Origin of the sequence: Undibacterium sp. JH2W, from assembly GCF_049340425.1 — a bacterium.
In the GTDB taxonomy this organism is placed as follows: Bacteria; Pseudomonadota; Gammaproteobacteria; order Burkholderiales; family Burkholderiaceae_D; genus Undibacterium.
The window spans coordinates 334,962-350,131 of sequence record NZ_JBMPOT010000004.1 but is presented as its reverse complement, the minus strand read 5'-3'; the positions used below and the strand labels follow the sequence as shown (position 1 = coordinate 350,131).

The following is a 15,170-nucleotide window of genomic DNA, read 5'->3' as shown; positions in this document are numbered from 1 at the left end:
ACTCTCATGCAATATCCAAAGCGCCTGCGCTCGCTATTGCTTTTACTGGTTTTTTCTTGCGACGTAATCTGTCCATGCAGACAAAGACGACAGGCGTGGTATACAGAGTCAGCAACTGGCTCAACAACAGGCCGCCGACGATGGCTATGCCCAGTGGCTGGCGCAATTCTGCACCATCACCCGTACCGAGTGCCAGTGGCACGGCACCAAATATCGCCGCCAGGGTAGTCATCAGGATAGGACGCAGGCGCAGCAGGCTGGCGCGGTAAATTGCCGCGCCAGCAGTCACGCTGCTGCCCCGGCTGTTGGCTGCATGTTGCGCAGAAATCGCAAAATCGATCATCATGATGGCGTTCTTCTTGACGATGCCTATCAGCAGCACCACACCGATCAGGGCAATGATGGAAAAATCAGTGTTGAACAACATCAGCGCCAGCAAGGCACCGATGCCTGCCGAGGGAAGAGTTGAGAGTATGGTCAGTGGATGAATCAGGCTTTCATACAGCATGCCCAGCACCAGGTAGATGGTGATAATGGCGGCCAACACCAGCAGCGGCTGGCTGCTCAGGGACGACTGGAAAGCCTGTGCCGTACCCTGGAAGCTGCCATGCACGGATATCGGTACACCCAGTTTGCTGATGGTGTCGTTAATCGCATCCACCGCCTGTGACAAGGCGACATCCGGTGCCAGGTTGAAGCTGATGGTGCTGGCTGGCGAGCCGCTCTGGTGATTGACAGCCAGAGGCGTATTGGTGGTCTCGACCTTTGCCACGCTGGCCAGGGGTATGCGCACACCCTTGGAGGTGGTGACATACAGGCTCTTCAAACTCTCGGGGCTTTGCAGATAGGCAGGTGCCAGTTCCATTACGACACGATATTGATTCAGCGGGTTATAGATGACACCGATCTGGCGCTGTCCAAAGGCATCATTGAGTGTGCTGTCGATGGCGCTGACGGTCAAACCCAGTCTGGCCACGGCATCGCGGTCTATCACCAGCGAAGTCTGTATGCCCTTGTCTTGCTGGTCACTGTTCAGATCAGCCAGTTCAGGCAATTGCGCCAAGGCCTTGCGTATGCGTGGTTCCCAGGTGCGCAAATCTACCAGATCATCGGCCTGCAAGGCGTATTGCCAGGCGGCGTTACTTTGACGACCACCGATGCGGATATCCTGTACCGGTGACAAAAAAAGATTGGCCCCCGGCAGATGTGCGAGCTTGCCGCGCAGGCGGTTGATAACCTGATCTACACTCTCTTCACGCTCAGTCCTGGGTTTGAGTGAGATGAACATGTTGGCGCTATTGCGCTGGCCACCGCCGGTAAAGCCTGTTGCATTGGCCACCGCAGGGTCGGCCAGCACTATCTTGCTGAAGGCATTCAGTTTTTCCTGCATGGAGGTGAAAGAACTGGCCTGGTCGGCCTGTACGCCACCCATCATCAAGCCGGTATCCTGCTGCGGGAAAAATCCTTTGGAGATCGTGATGTACAGCGATACATTCAGCGCAATCACGCCAGCCAGCACCAGTAACGTCAATGGCTGATGACGTAAGGTCCAGCGCAGGCTGCGGCGATAACCACGCATCATGCCACGCTGGAAGCGTGAAAGCGCACGTGAGAATTTACCCGGTGCCTTGGCTTTTTCCACGGGCCGCAACAGGGCTGCTGCCATCATGGGCGTGGTGGTCAGCGATACCAGCATGGATACCAGGATAGACACCGACAGCACCACCGCAAACTCACGGAACAAGCGCCCGACTATGCCACCCATCGCCAGGATGGGGATAAAGGCGGCAATCAATGACAGGCTGATAGAAACGACTGTAAAACCAATTTCTCGCGCCCCCTGCAATGCAGCTTCCATCGGTGTCTTGCCGCGCTCTATATGCCGCGAAATATTTTCCAGCACGACGATCGCATCATCTACCACAAAGCCGGTAGCCACTGTCATCGCCATGAGCGAGAGATTATCTATGCTGTAGCCTAGCAAATACATGACGCCGAAAGTGCCAGCCAGTGAAACCGGTACTGCCACTGCGGGCAACAAGGCAGCGCGGAAATTGCGCAAGAAAGCGAAGACCACCACGATCACCAGACCAAAGGCTATGGCCAGTGTACGCTGCACTTCCTTAATGGAGGCACGTATGGTTGGTGTCCTGTCCATGACCACATTCACATCGATGGCCGGTGCAATCGAAGCGCGCAATTGTGGTAACAGGGCGCGGATAGTGTCTACCGTCTTGATGATGTTGGCACCAGGTGCCTTGTTCAGTATCAGCAGGATTGCAGGCGTGCCATTTGCCATACCGTAATTGCGCACGTCCTGTACGCTATCGACCACTTCAGCCACGTCGCGCAGGCGCAGTGCGGCACCATTGGCATAGCTGATGATCAGCGGCGCATATTGCTCAGCTTTATAAGACTGGTCATTGGCGCTGAGTTGCCAGTAATGCTGCTGGTCTTCGACCGAACCCTTGGGACGGTTGGCATTGCTGGCAACGACCGTGGCGCGTACATTTTCCAGAGAAATACCATTCGCTGCCAGCTTGTTGGGATCCACCTCTATGCGCACCGCAGGTAATGCACCACCACCTATGGTGACCTGGCCTATGCCATCGACCTGGGACAGGCGTTGTGCCAGCACGGTGGAGGCAGCGTCATACATCTGGCCGCGTGTCAGCGTCTTGGATGTCAGCGCGATAATCATCACCGGCGCATCAGCAGGATTGACTTTGCGATAAGTCGGGTTACTGGGCATGCCGGACGGCAGCATGGCGCGCGCGGCATTGATGCCAGCCTGCACATCCCGTGCTGCGCCATCAATATCCCGGCTCATATCAAATTGCAGGGTAATGCGCGAACTTCCCAGTGACGAAGATGATGTGATTTCATTGACACCGGCAATGCTGCCCAGTGCACGTTCCAGCGGTGTAGCAACGGTGGCTGCCATAGTATCCGGGCTGGCACCCGGCAATGAGGCGTTGACGGAGATGGTAGGAAACTCAACCTGCGGCAATGGCGCAATCGGCAGCAAGAAATAGGCGATGATGCCCGCCAGCGCCACACCCAGGGTAATGAGTGCAGTGCCAACCGGGCGTTCTATGAAGGGGCGGGAAAGATTCATCTGCTCACGCCGCAGTTTCTCTTGCAGTTTCTGAACCTGGCTTGCGGGCAAACCTGCTGGCCAGCGCCGTGAAGCCAAGATAAATCACTGGCGTCGTGAACAGGGTTAGCAACTGGCTGACAATCAGGCCACCGACCATGACCACGCCCAGAGGGTGACGCAATTCACTGCCCACGCCCGAACCCAGCATCAGTGGCAGCGCACCGAGCAAGGCCGCCATGGTGGTCATCAGGATGGGGCGGAAGCGCAACAGGCACGCCTTGTGGATAGCTTCACGCGGGTTCAAGCCTTCTTCACGCTGCGCATACAGGGCAAAATCGATCATCATGATGGCGTTCTTCTTGACGATACCGATCAGCAGCACAATACCGATGATGGCGATGATACCCAGGTCCAGCCTGAATGCCAGCAAGGCCATCAAGGCTCCCAGGCCAGCTGAGGGCAAGGTAGAAAGTATCGTCAACGGATGTATATAGCTTTCATACAAAACACCCAACACGATATACATGGTGACTATCGCAGCCAGTATCAGCAACAGGGTGCTGGACAGGGACGCCTGGAATGCCAGTGCAGCCCCCTGGAAGCTGGTTTCCACGCTGACGGGTAAATGCAGGGCTGCTTCTTCTGCCTTTATCGCATTGACTGCATCGCCCAGTGCCGCACCCTGGGCGAGGTTGAAGGAAATCGTCGCAGCAGGGAATTGCGCTGCATGGTTGACTGCCAGTGGCGCTATCCTTTCCACTACTCTGGCGACGGAAGACAGCGGCACCTGTACGCCATTTGTGCCCGGTACATACAGGTTATTCAGCGCATCCATCCCCACTTTGTATTGCGGTGCCACTTCCAGCACCACACGGTACTGGTTACTTTGGGTAAAAATCGTCGATATCAGGCGCTGGCCAAAGGCGTTGTACAGCGAGTTGTCTATCGCTGCGACACTGACGCCAAAGCGGCCTGCGGCATCCCTGTCTATATCCACATAGGCTTGCAGGCCCAGCTCTTGCTGGTCGCTGGCGACATCGGCCAGTTGTGGCAGCTTGCGCAAACGTTCCAGCAGCGCAGTAGTCGAGCGCGATAGTTCAGCAATATCAGGTGAACTCAGCATGAACTGGTACTGCGTCTTGGCTATCCTGTCTTCTATGGTCAGGTCCTGCACAGCCTGCATATAAATGGCGATGCCTGGCACCTTGCGCGTCCGCTCACCCAGGCGTCTGGCGATCTGGGTAGCCGATATCACGCGTACATTCAGGGGCTTCAGCACGATCAGCATGCGGCCTGCATTCAGGGTAGCGTTTGCACCATCCACACCGATGAAAGAAGATACGCTTTCCACCGCCGGGTCCGTCAAAATTACGCTGGCCAGCTCTTGCTGGTGTTCTGCCATGGCGGCAAACGAAGTGGATTGCGCTGACTCGGTAATGGCCTGTATCTGACCAGTATCCTGGACAGGAAAGAAACCCTTGGGGACAAAGATGTACAGCAAGCCAGTCAGAGCCAGTGTCGCCACAAACACCAGCATGGTGGTTTTTTGCCTGTCCAACACCCAGGTCAGCATGCGGCCATAGCCTGCAATGGTCTGGTCAAACATGCGGCCCACGGCACGCTTGACCGGGCCAAAGTCTTCTTCTTTTTCATGATGCAAAAGACGGGCGCACATCATTGGTGTCAGGGTCAGGGACACGAAGGCAGAAATCAATATCGAGACAGCCAGGGTAATCGCAAATTCATGAAACAGGCGGCCCACCACGTCGCCCATGAACAGCAGTGGTATTAATACCGCAATCAGCGAAACGGTGAGGGAAATGATGGTGAAGCCGATTTGCTGCGATCCCTTCAGGGCTGCTGCCATTGGCGATTCGCCTTCTTCGACATACCGGGCGATGTTTTCTATCATGACAATCGCATCATCAACCACAAAGCCCGTTGATATCACCAGTGCCATCAGCGTCAGGTTATTCAGCGAAAAACCTACCATGTACATGACACCAAATGTACCTATCAATGACAAGGGTACGGCAACACTGGGGATGATGGTGGCAGGCACACTGCGCAAGAAAACAAAGATCACGAAAACCACCAGGCCTATGGCCAGCAGCAATTCTATTTGTACATCATCGACAGAGGCGCGTATGGTGGTGGTTCTGTCGCTCAGTACCCGCACATCGACAGAGCCCGGCATGGCAGCCTGCAAGCTGGGCAGCAAGGCCTTCACGCGGTCTACCGTCTGTATCACATTCGCGCCAGGCTGACGCTGTACATTGAGAATAACAGCCGGGGCCTTGTCGGCCCAGGCTGCCAGGCGCATGTTCTCAGCATCATCGACCATGGTGGCAACATCACGCAGACGGATGGGGTTGCCATTTTTGTAGGCGAAGATCAGGTTGGCATATTCAGCCGCGCTTTTCATCTGGTCATTGGCATCGATCGTCGACGCGCGCAGGGGGCCATCAAAACTGCCCTTGGCCTGGTTGACATTGGCGCTGCCTATGGCAGTGCGTAAATCATCCAGCGACAGACCAAGATTAGCCAGTGCCGTGGGGTTGGCCTGTATCCTGACAGCAGGCCTGCGCCCACCGGCAATACTGACCAGGCCGACGCCACGTACCTGCGAAATCTTTTGTGCCAGACGGCTCTCGACCAGATCATGTATGCGTATGACTGGCAGGGTTGTCGATGAGACCGCGATCGTCAATACCGGCGCATCAGCAGGGTTGACCTTGCTATATACCGGCGGCATCGGCAAATCACTGGGCAACAGATTACTGCCTGCATTGATGGCGGCCTGCACTTCTTGCTCGGCTACATCGAGTGACAGACTCAACTCGAACCGCAGGGTGATCACAGAGGCACCACCAGAACTGGTCGATGACATTTGTGCCAGGCCCGGCATTTGTCCAAACTGGCGTTCCAGCGGCGCCGTGACCGACGAGGTCATGACATCCGGGCTGGCACCGGGATAAAGCGTGGTCACCTGTATGGTGGGGTAATCAACTTCAGGCAAGGCCGCGATAGGTAATAGGCGGTAAGCCAGCAAACCAGCCAGCAAAATCGCCAGCATCATCAGCGAAGTTGCGACCGGTCTTTCAATAAACAGACGTGAGGGGTTCAGGGTAGCCATGATGTGATGAGCTAAGTGCCCTTATTTCCTGGTTTCTGCTGTGGAGGCTGAGGCGGGAGCTGATGCCGCTGCTGGAGCTGAAGCAGGCACCGATGCCGACGCAGCCCCTGAAGCAGAAGCACCGCCTCCTTTACGTCGTTTGCCACCGCCACCACGCGGCTCATCACCGCCGCCTGGTCTGGCCGACGCTGCAATGACTTCCACCTTGCCGCCATCGCGCAAACGGTCTGCGCCATCGGTCACCAACTGGTCACCCGGCCTGAGTTCCGCCTTGACGGCCACCCAGTCGCCATCGGTGGCCAGTATGGTGACTGGCTTCAGCGTCACTACACCGCCTTCACCGACGACATACACAAAATTGCCTACCGTGCCGCGCTGTACTGATGCAGCAGGCACTGCCAGCGCGTCTTTCATGGTATCGAGTTGCAAGCGCACATTGACAAACTGGTTGGGGAACAGACCGTTGTCCTTGTTGGGGAACAGGGCCTTGACCTTGATCGTGCCAGTCGTCAAATCTATGCTGTTGTCAGTATTGGCGACACTGCCTTCTGCCAGGACATTTTTTTGCTCCCTGTCCCATGCTTCTACCCGCAAAGGCACATCATTCTTCATTTGCTGGCGCAATTTATCGAGGCGTACATCGGGGATGGCAAATACGATGGCAACCGGCTGGGTTTGCGTGATTGATACCAGGCCATTGGTGTCCGAGCTATGCACAATATTGCCCAGGTCAGCCTGCTTCAAACCAGCCAGGCCAGAGATGGGAGCGGTTACGCGGGTATAACTCAACTGCAGTTTGGCATTATCTACTGAGGCCTGGTCGGATAAGATGGTGCCGTGCAGTTGCTGCACCAGCGCCTCTTGCGTATCCATTTGCTGTTTTGGGGCTGCCTGCTTTTCGACCAGGTCTTTGTAACGCTGGTAATCGAGTTCGGCATTTTTTAACTGCGCCTGGTCACGCGCCAGCGTGCCCTGTGCTAGTGACAAGGCAATCTGGAAAGACTTGGGGTCTATCTGCGCCAGCAACTGCCCGGCTTGCACAGCCTGGCCTTCCTTGAAATAAATCGCTTTGAGTTCACCATCAGCCTTGGTGCGTACCACAGCTGTATTGGCGGCAGCGATATTACCTATCGCCGTGACGATCATGCGTATGTCACGCTTTTGCGCAGGCACGACGGATACTGGCTGTGCCTTATTGCCGCCATCACGTCCGCCACCTCGTTTCCCAGAGGGGGCATTGCCTGCATCTGCTGGTGCGCCGGCATCCGTGCGATGGGAATACCACCAGCCACCTGCCGCTACTGCACCTACTACCAATATGGCAGCAGCCGATTTCCAATTGACGATTTTTGATGTCATCTTCCTGCCTTCACACTGTCAGTTCTAAAGCGAGTAGCAAATCAGTTTGTATCCATGCGCTCTACAGAAAACCCTGAGGAAATACTATAAGTACAAACCAATAGCCGTTTTATCAAAACCATACTATCTGGAAAGTTCGAGCCTGTACAACGTGAAATTCAATTCGTTACTTAAAGGAAAGACTACGTTACTTAGCCTGCGGCACTTTATCCTCTGAAATCAAGTTCTGCTTATGACGCTAGCGTCTTTTGTGTTGCCATTCAGGCTATACAGCGTGCTCTTGTCTAAAAGCCTATTTCACAGAAGACTGCCTTGATATTTAGGTTTTCCCTGACGGGCATTGAAGGATTAGACGTTTATTTTTTGCGGGCAGTCGCTACTGCCGCGAAACTGGCATCGTCACTCGCTGAGGATACGACATTCGTTTCTGAAGGTTCGCCAGCACTCTACCTGCTACCTGCCATACTTGGAGGTGCAGGCGTGAATATTATTTCTCACGTACTGATAAAACATTTAGATGAAGCGAACAAGCTTTTCAAGCAAGATCATGAAAACTCATGAGTTGATGCGCTCTTCAAAAGCAGGTTCAGCGCCCTCCCATGGCGAAAGCTCTCAAGAGCAGGGTAGATAGGATCAATGCGGAGGTAGTGCATGAGTGACCTGCATTCTTTTCCTGAGCGCAATACTTATAAATATAAACTCAGCGCATGCGCCTGGTAGTTTCCCTGGCGATCAATTCCAGCCCCGGCAATACAGCATCCACCGCAGTGCCGCCAATCAAGCCCAGCAAGGTTTTGGTAGCGAGTAAGCCCATGTCATACAGGGGTTGATGTATGGTCGTCAATGGTGGCGTGGTATACAGGGAACTGGGTAAATCATCAAAACCTATCAGGGATATATCTTCCGGCACGCGTATCCCTTTGCGGTATAAGCCCAGCCTGACGCCGTAAGCAGACAAGTCATTCGCGGCAAAAACCGCACTGAATTGCTGCTGGGTTTCCAGCAAACGGTTAATTGCCAGCAAACCACTGGCCTCATGAAAATTACCTTCAGCTATCAGGTTTTTTTCGAAAGGGATATTGGCTTCCCGCAAGGCGCGCTGATAACCTTCCTGACGCTCACTGGCATCGGTATTATTTGCTGGCCCAGTGACAAAGGCAATACGCCTGTGACCCAGTTCTATCAAGTGCCTGGTCGCCAGGTAAGCGCCGTGGACATTATCCAGCTTATAGCCTATCGCGGTTTTGCTATGCAAACTGCGGCCAGTAGCAACAATAGGTTTATCCAGGGCAAATTCAAGCACTTTTTTATCAGCGATACGACCCGACAAAAGAATAATGCCATCCACCTTGCGTGCCAGTAAAAGCTTGATGCGGGCCGCCTCTTCCTCGGCATTCCAGTGCCCGCTGACGATGACCGAGGCATAACCAGTACCCTTCAGGCCATCATCGACACCATGCAATGTTTCATCAAAAAACGGACTGGCAATATCCTGCACCACAATGCCTATGGTCATGGAACGACCACTTTTAAGGCCTTGTGCCAGCTGATTTGGCTCAAATTTCATATCAGCAATGGCAGTTTCCACAGCCTTGCGTTTATCGTCAGAGACTTTGGCCGTACCATTCAAGATACGCGACACAGTACTGGGCGATACGCCAGCTTCACGAGCCACATCCAGCAAGGTTACAGGTTCATTTTTTCTTTTCGTTCTTTCAACCACGCCATGCCTTCCTGGTACGAGTATTCACAATTTAATGAAAAGCTTTTCACAATCAGCATACCATGAATTTTTGTGCACGCGTACTAAGTCAGCCCGCTATCATACAGATGGGACTAGCGTGCCGTCTTGCACAAGTGCTCTACCAGCAGCCTGTGGTCCGGCAGGTCTGCCAGGGCGCGCTGTGCCATTTGCGCTATCATCTGGAATTCCTGCCTGGCATCTTGCGCTTGTGGATAGTTAAAGTGATTGTTCGCCATATCGGTTTGAAACTCCATCCCATATAAAACAAATTGCCAGCTGGATGGCGGATACATTTCCAGATCGGCGATAAAATCCATGCGGTGCGGCGGGCGGCAGCTCCACATCTTCAGCTTTTCTTGCAGACTTTCAGGTATGGAAGCAAGCTCGCGGTTATCGCGCCAGAATGCCGAGTCTGTTCTCTGGCTAAGACAGAAATGCATTTTGACAAAATCAACGATACGCTCATAACGCGCTTTCATATGCTGATTGAACTGCCTGGCAACTGCCTCAAACTCGCCATTGAAAGGGAACAGATAGGTCAGCAAATAAGTGGCCGTTTCTATCAAGCCTATGCCGGAAGATTCCAATGGCTCTATGAAACCACCTGACAAACCTATGGCCACGCAATTCTTGATCCACTGGGTTTCACGGTAACCCACATTGAGCTTCAGTAATCTGGGTGTCATCTCATCTGCTGCGGGACCGATGTATTTGCGCAAGACTTGCTCAGCCCCGGCGTCGTCAGTGTGGCGACTCGAATAAACATAGCCTATGCCGCGCCTTTGCTGCAAACCAATATCCCATATCCAGCCAGCCTCTTGTGCGCTGGATATGGTGTATGAGGGTATGGCTGCATCCGGCCTTGCATAGGGCACTTGCAAAGCCACGGCACGGTCGACAAACAACACATCGTTGAGGGATTTGAAAGGCGACCCCAAGACCTTGCCTATCAGGCTGGCACTAAAGCCGGTGCAGTCTATGAACAAATCTGCCGCCAGCGCCTGGCCATCACGGGTATGTACTGCAGCAATAGCCCCCTGCCCGTCGAGTTGCACATGCTCTACCGTCGCCAATACCTGTTTTACGCCCAGCGATTGCCCATGCTCAGCCAGCAGGGCGGCAAGACGGCCCGCATCGAAATGATAGGCATAATTCATAGGCCCCAGAAAATCCTTATCAACAAATCTCTTGGGCGCGCGTGAGGCATCAGCAATGCACTTTTGCATGGTCACTGCATCAGCGAAACCTGGCTGCCGCCCTTCGCACTCTGCCAGACCTTGCAACCAATATGGCAGCAATTCCGGACCACGCTGACTGGGATGACTAAAGGGATGAAAGTAATGATCTGCACCAGCACTACCCGCGGGACGAACCCAGTGATCAAAGCGTATGCCTTGCTTGAATGTGGCATTGCAGGCTTTGACAAACCGGGCCTCATCTATGCCGATTGCGGCCAAAGTACCGCGTATGGAAGGAAAGCTACCTTCACCCACGCCAATAATGCCTATGTCTTTTGATTCGACCAGACGGATCTCTATGCCTGTCCCGGCCCTGGTCGAAGACAGGTGTTTCGCCAGGAAACAGGCACTCAGCCAGCCGGCCGTACCGCCACCGACGATCAGGATACTTTTGACAGCTTTCATAACGCATGCTCCCCTTAGTCAAGATGCCCTGCTCTGGTGATAATCATTGAGAAAAAATTCACTCAAGCAAGGACTGTTGCATCTCATATTTACTGCTCGCTTACATATTACAACATTCTTGAAAACGTTATCATTTTATGTTTGACATGGAAATCAAGTTCTATGTATTATGAAAACGGTTTCAAAAGAAAGCAAATGAAACACAAATAAGAAAACGTTTTCATAAAAACGTCATGGTTAATACAAATCAAAAAACCAATCCAACCTGTAACAGGAGACATATGAAAATCCGCAATCTTGCGACCCGGAAAGTCGCGATCACACCAGTTCAACTGGCGATCCTTACCCTGATCGCCAGTATGGGCGCAGCCCAGGCGCAAACCCAGCCGCCAGCACCTGCCCCCGCCACCAGCCAGACCAAGGCCAAGGACAATGCCGACAGCAGCACCATTTCCGAAGTCATCGTCACCGGCACTAAACGGGCCACTCCCTTGCAGCGTACCCCAGTCGCCATCACAGCCATCAATGCAGCGGCACTGGACGATGCCCACGTGCAAAACGTACAGGATGTGGTCAATCTGGTGCCTGGCTTTCAGGCCACCAATGAAGGCGATCATGGCGTCATCACCATGACCATGCGTGGCATAGGTAATGACAGTGCTAAAACCGAGTATGCTGATCCTGAAGTGGCCTTGTTCATCGACGGTATTTATGCTCCCCGCCCCGAAGGCGCAAGCTCTCTGCTGTTTGATCTCGAAGGCATAGAAGTATTGCGTGGCCCGCAAGGAACATTATGGGGACGCAATGCCACCGTAGGTGCAGTGAACATGCAGACTGCCAAGCCAAAAATTGGTGAAAGCTCGGGCAGCCTGGAAGGCGGCCTGGGTAGCTACAATCGCTTTGGTGCCCGTGGCGCATTCAATATACCAGTGAGCAATGAGTTCGCCTTGCGCTTTGCCTTTGCCCATGAAAAACATGACGGCTATGTCGATTACCAGGCTCCAGCCATGCTATCTCTGGATAGTCAGAAAGCAGCATTTGCCAGCTATCTTAAAAACGGTGGCACCGTCGTGGCTTTCCAGCCTATCAACTATGCCTTGTTTGTTCAGGATGGTCCCAAGTATGGTGCCCAGGATCAAAGTGCAGCACGCATCAGCATGTTGTGGAAACCGAATGCGGCTACCAAGATTGACCTCTCTTATGAGAAATTCATAGACCGTGGCACGCCATCGATGAACCTGCTGCAAACACCGCGCCCAGGTCAAAGTCACTGGTCGGCCTTGATCGACACTGCCCCCTTCGTGGAACGGGATAGTGATGCTGTCAGAGGCAGGATAGAATACGCCATCGACAAAAATATGCAACTGACTTACATAGGCGGCTATTCCAAGTTCAGCGGCTCCTCTCGCTTCGATCAGGATGGCGGTGCCAATGTACCGACCAGTTTTACATCTGGCGGCAGTATGCAGGCAAATAATACAGTGTCCTCACACTATAAAAATTTTAGCCATGAAGTGGAATTGCAATCCGTCGGCAGCCGCGATATAGACTGGCAGCTCGGCCTGTACTATGGCTCCGAAACCAATGACATCCGTTTTGATATTCCTATCCTGAATGGCACCTACCAAGGTACTGTGGGCTGGCAAGGCTCGTTTATCCAGCCCAAGGAAACCGTAGAAACCGCGGCAGCCTTTGGCCAGGCCACCTGGAATGTCAGCAATGAGACCCATATCACCGGTGGCTTGCGCTACACCCAGGACAAACGCACAAATGTCGGCGGCCGCGGCTATGGTTTTTCAGGCAAACCAGAACTCAGCCAATTACCTATCACACCGAATGTCAATCCCGCCTCAGCCAATTCCAACTTCTCCGCTTACTCCTTCAATGATGGCAGTTATAGCGGCAACAAAGTCACAGGTTTGCTGCGTCTTTCGTACGATATTGACAAAGATAATATGGTGTACGGCAGTCTCTCTACCGGCTATAAATCTGGTGGATTGCAAGATGGTGGTAAAACCTATGGCCCGGAAACCCTGACCAACTTTGAACTTGGCTCCAAGAGCACTTTGATGGGGGGAGCAGTCAGGTGGAACAATGCCCTTTACTATGGCAAGTTCAAGGACTTCCAGTTCAGTGCTCCCGTCACCGCACCTGATGGTACCCGCGGCTTGCAGACTTCCAATGCAGATGGCGCAACGGTATATGGCTTTGAATCCGAACTGGCAGCAAAACTCAGCAAGGACGACAAACTGCAAGTCACCATAGCCATCGCCAAGGCGACCCTAGGTAACCTGATCGGTGGCTCGAATGACTATGCGCTGCCACCCTGCAAGATACCGGGCATCAGCAACTGCCTGGACGTATCAGGAAATACCATGCCACATACCCCGAAGTTCTCGGCGCAAGTCTTGTATCAACATACTTTCCATCTGAGTGAAGGCACATTGACGCCACGTATCAGCCTGCATTATGAAACTGATACCTGGTTAAGCGTCTTCAACTATGGGGATGGCGACAAGCAAGAAGCCTATGCCCGTGCAGACCTGGGCATGCGCTATCAATCCACAGGCAAGGCCGCTTGGTATGCAGACTTCTTTGTGCGCAATGCAAGTGACAACAAGGTCAAAACCAGTGCCTTGAATGCCAACGGCCCATGGCAGGCACAATACCTGCCACCACGCACATTCGGCGTGAATGTCGGTATTGATTTCTGAGAACTGAACCAGCGTTGCTCCCCCTCTCTCCCTGGCTCACGCAAGTGAGCCAGGGATTTTCATTGCGGGTCTGGAAAAAGACGTTTTTTCATTGTTTAACATATGTGCAAATCGCAAACATTGCATTATGTAAATTCAACATTAGAATGAATTCAGGCCAAGCGCGACTGAGCTTTCCCCTTTGCCATGTATTTTTTAACAATAGGAGATCAAGATGCGAAGATTATTCATCAAAGCTACACTTGCTGTTCTGGGTTGCTCACTCATGGCATTCAGCCTGGCCTCAGCCGCCGCCGAGAAAGGCAGTGCAGATGAAGCTGTTGCCCTGGTAAAAAGGGCCGCCGCCTATTTAAAAGAAAACGGCAAGGACAAGGCTTATGCTGAATTCAACAATACCAACGGGCAATTTGTCGTTAAAGATTTATATGTTTTCGTCTATAACACCAACGGCGATGGCATCAATCGTGCCCATGGTGCCAATCCCAAGATGGTAGGTAAAAACCTGCTGGACTTAAAAGATGTGGACGGCACACCCATAGTCACAAAATTCCTGAACGTAGCCAATAGCAAAGCCGGGCAAGGATGGGTTGATTATAAATGGCCCAACCCAACCACCAAGGTATTGGAACCAAAATCTACCTATGTAGAAAGAGTGGGGGATGTGTTGATAGGGTGTGGGATTTATAAATAAAATTATTTGCGGTATCTGGGAGTTTGCTCCTCCCAGATACGAAAATGAATCAGACCTTTCTAATTTCCCGAATCAAGAGGAAACTGGCACTACCTTCATGAGGGCTACGATAAACGCCTTTGGCATCCAGAACATGGGCTGCGACAGCGGCCATTTCCCATGCATCTGCAGTCTCGGCTCCCCATTTTGCGGTATTTAGCCAAGGGTATTCATGTTTCTCACCAAATTCACGCCCCCTTAACATGCGCTTACGAAAATTTTCTTTTACGTGAAAATTTTCCCATGCCCACAACCAATTGCTATAAGTCGTTGAATAAGAGCCGATTAAGTCTATATCTGCGATGACCGCAGTCACACTATCCTGACACCAATCGTGACGCTCGTGCTCTCCAAATTGAAAACTGCCGTTTCAGTTCATTTATTTTACCTTGCAATTCTTCTATACAAGTATCGACAAAATCGCACCAACGTTCATAGGAAAGCCACTTCACATAATCCAGGCTGGCAGTACACATGTCGCCATAACAAACATGACAGGCGATATTAATCGGCGTTAAATCTACATTGCGCTCACTCCACTCACCTTCCGCCTGGTAATGCGCATTACATACCGCACATCAGGCATAAGGCCAAGGGTTTTCAGCATCTGGATAATCCGAGTGCCATTTTTGCACAGGATCGGCAATCAGGTGCTCACATACATAAGTCGCATGCGCCTTGCCATGTTTAGTGCAGTCCAACTCATCAAATCCAGCATTCACACCAATACGGTTCGTACTATTC

The 15,170-nt window shown here is 52.7% G+C and carries 9 protein-coding genes; 3 read left to right on the top strand and 6 right to left on the bottom strand.

The features are described 5' to 3' along the window. Positions 1–4: 4 nt before the first annotated feature. From ACO0LC_RS07930 to ACO0LC_RS07920, 3 genes are read right to left on the bottom strand one after another with little or no spacing between them, the layout of a single operon-like run. Positions 5–3,118, bottom strand: a complete 3,114-nt coding sequence (locus ACO0LC_RS07930; protein WP_423002097.1) for a multidrug efflux RND transporter permease subunit — start codon at positions 3,116–3,118, stop codon at positions 5–7. 4 nt (positions 3,119–3,122) lie between these two features. After that, positions 3,123–6,227: an MdtB/MuxB family multidrug efflux RND transporter permease subunit gene (locus ACO0LC_RS07925; RefSeq protein ID WP_423002146.1), complete on the bottom strand. Its 3,105-nt coding sequence runs from the start codon at positions 6,225–6,227 to the stop codon at positions 3,123–3,125. 30 nt (positions 6,228–6,257) lie between these two features. Beyond that, positions 6,258–7,595: an MdtA/MuxA family multidrug efflux RND transporter periplasmic adaptor subunit gene (locus tag ACO0LC_RS07920; RefSeq protein WP_423002096.1), complete on the bottom strand. Its 1,338-nt coding sequence runs from the start codon at positions 7,593–7,595 to the stop codon at positions 6,258–6,260. 312 nt (positions 7,596–7,907) lie between these two features. On the opposite strand from ACO0LC_RS07920, the gene ACO0LC_RS07915 reads away from it, so the two are divergent. Further along, positions 7,908–8,156: a hypothetical protein gene (locus ACO0LC_RS07915; protein ID WP_423002095.1), complete on the top strand. Its 249-nt coding sequence runs from the start codon at positions 7,908–7,910 to the stop codon at positions 8,154–8,156. A gap of 139 nt (positions 8,157–8,295) precedes the next feature. Here the strand turns inward: ACO0LC_RS07915 and ACO0LC_RS07910 are convergent, their stop codons facing one another. Continuing rightward, positions 8,296–9,318 (bottom strand): LacI family DNA-binding transcriptional regulator, encoded by a 1,023-nt coding sequence (locus tag ACO0LC_RS07910; RefSeq protein ID WP_423002094.1) that lies wholly within the window; start codon positions 9,316–9,318, stop codon positions 8,296–8,298. A 113-nt stretch (positions 9,319–9,431) separates the two neighbouring features. After that, entirely contained in the window at positions 9,432–10,982 is a 1,551-nt protein-coding gene (locus ACO0LC_RS07905; protein ID WP_423002093.1) for a tryptophan halogenase family protein, read from the bottom strand. 281 nt (positions 10,983–11,263) lie between these two features. On the opposite strand from ACO0LC_RS07905, the gene ACO0LC_RS07900 reads away from it, so the two are divergent. Both ACO0LC_RS07900 and ACO0LC_RS07895 read left to right on the top strand, forming a co-directional pair. Then, a complete protein-coding gene (locus ACO0LC_RS07900) occupies positions 11,264–13,696 on the top strand; it encodes a TonB-dependent receptor (RefSeq protein ID WP_423002092.1) in 2,433 nt (810 codons plus the stop codon). Between the two features lie 214 nt (positions 13,697–13,910). After that, positions 13,911–14,387, top strand: coding sequence for a cache domain-containing protein (locus ACO0LC_RS07895; RefSeq protein ID WP_423002091.1), 477 nt, complete (start codon positions 13,911–13,913; stop codon positions 14,385–14,387). A 49-nt stretch (positions 14,388–14,436) separates the two neighbouring features. Here ACO0LC_RS07895 and ACO0LC_RS07890 read toward each other — a convergent pair whose 3' ends face one another. Next, entirely contained in the window at positions 14,437–14,742 is a 306-nt protein-coding gene (locus ACO0LC_RS07890) for a DUF6882 domain-containing protein (protein ID WP_423002090.1), read from the bottom strand. Positions 14,743–15,170 lie beyond the last annotated feature (428 nt).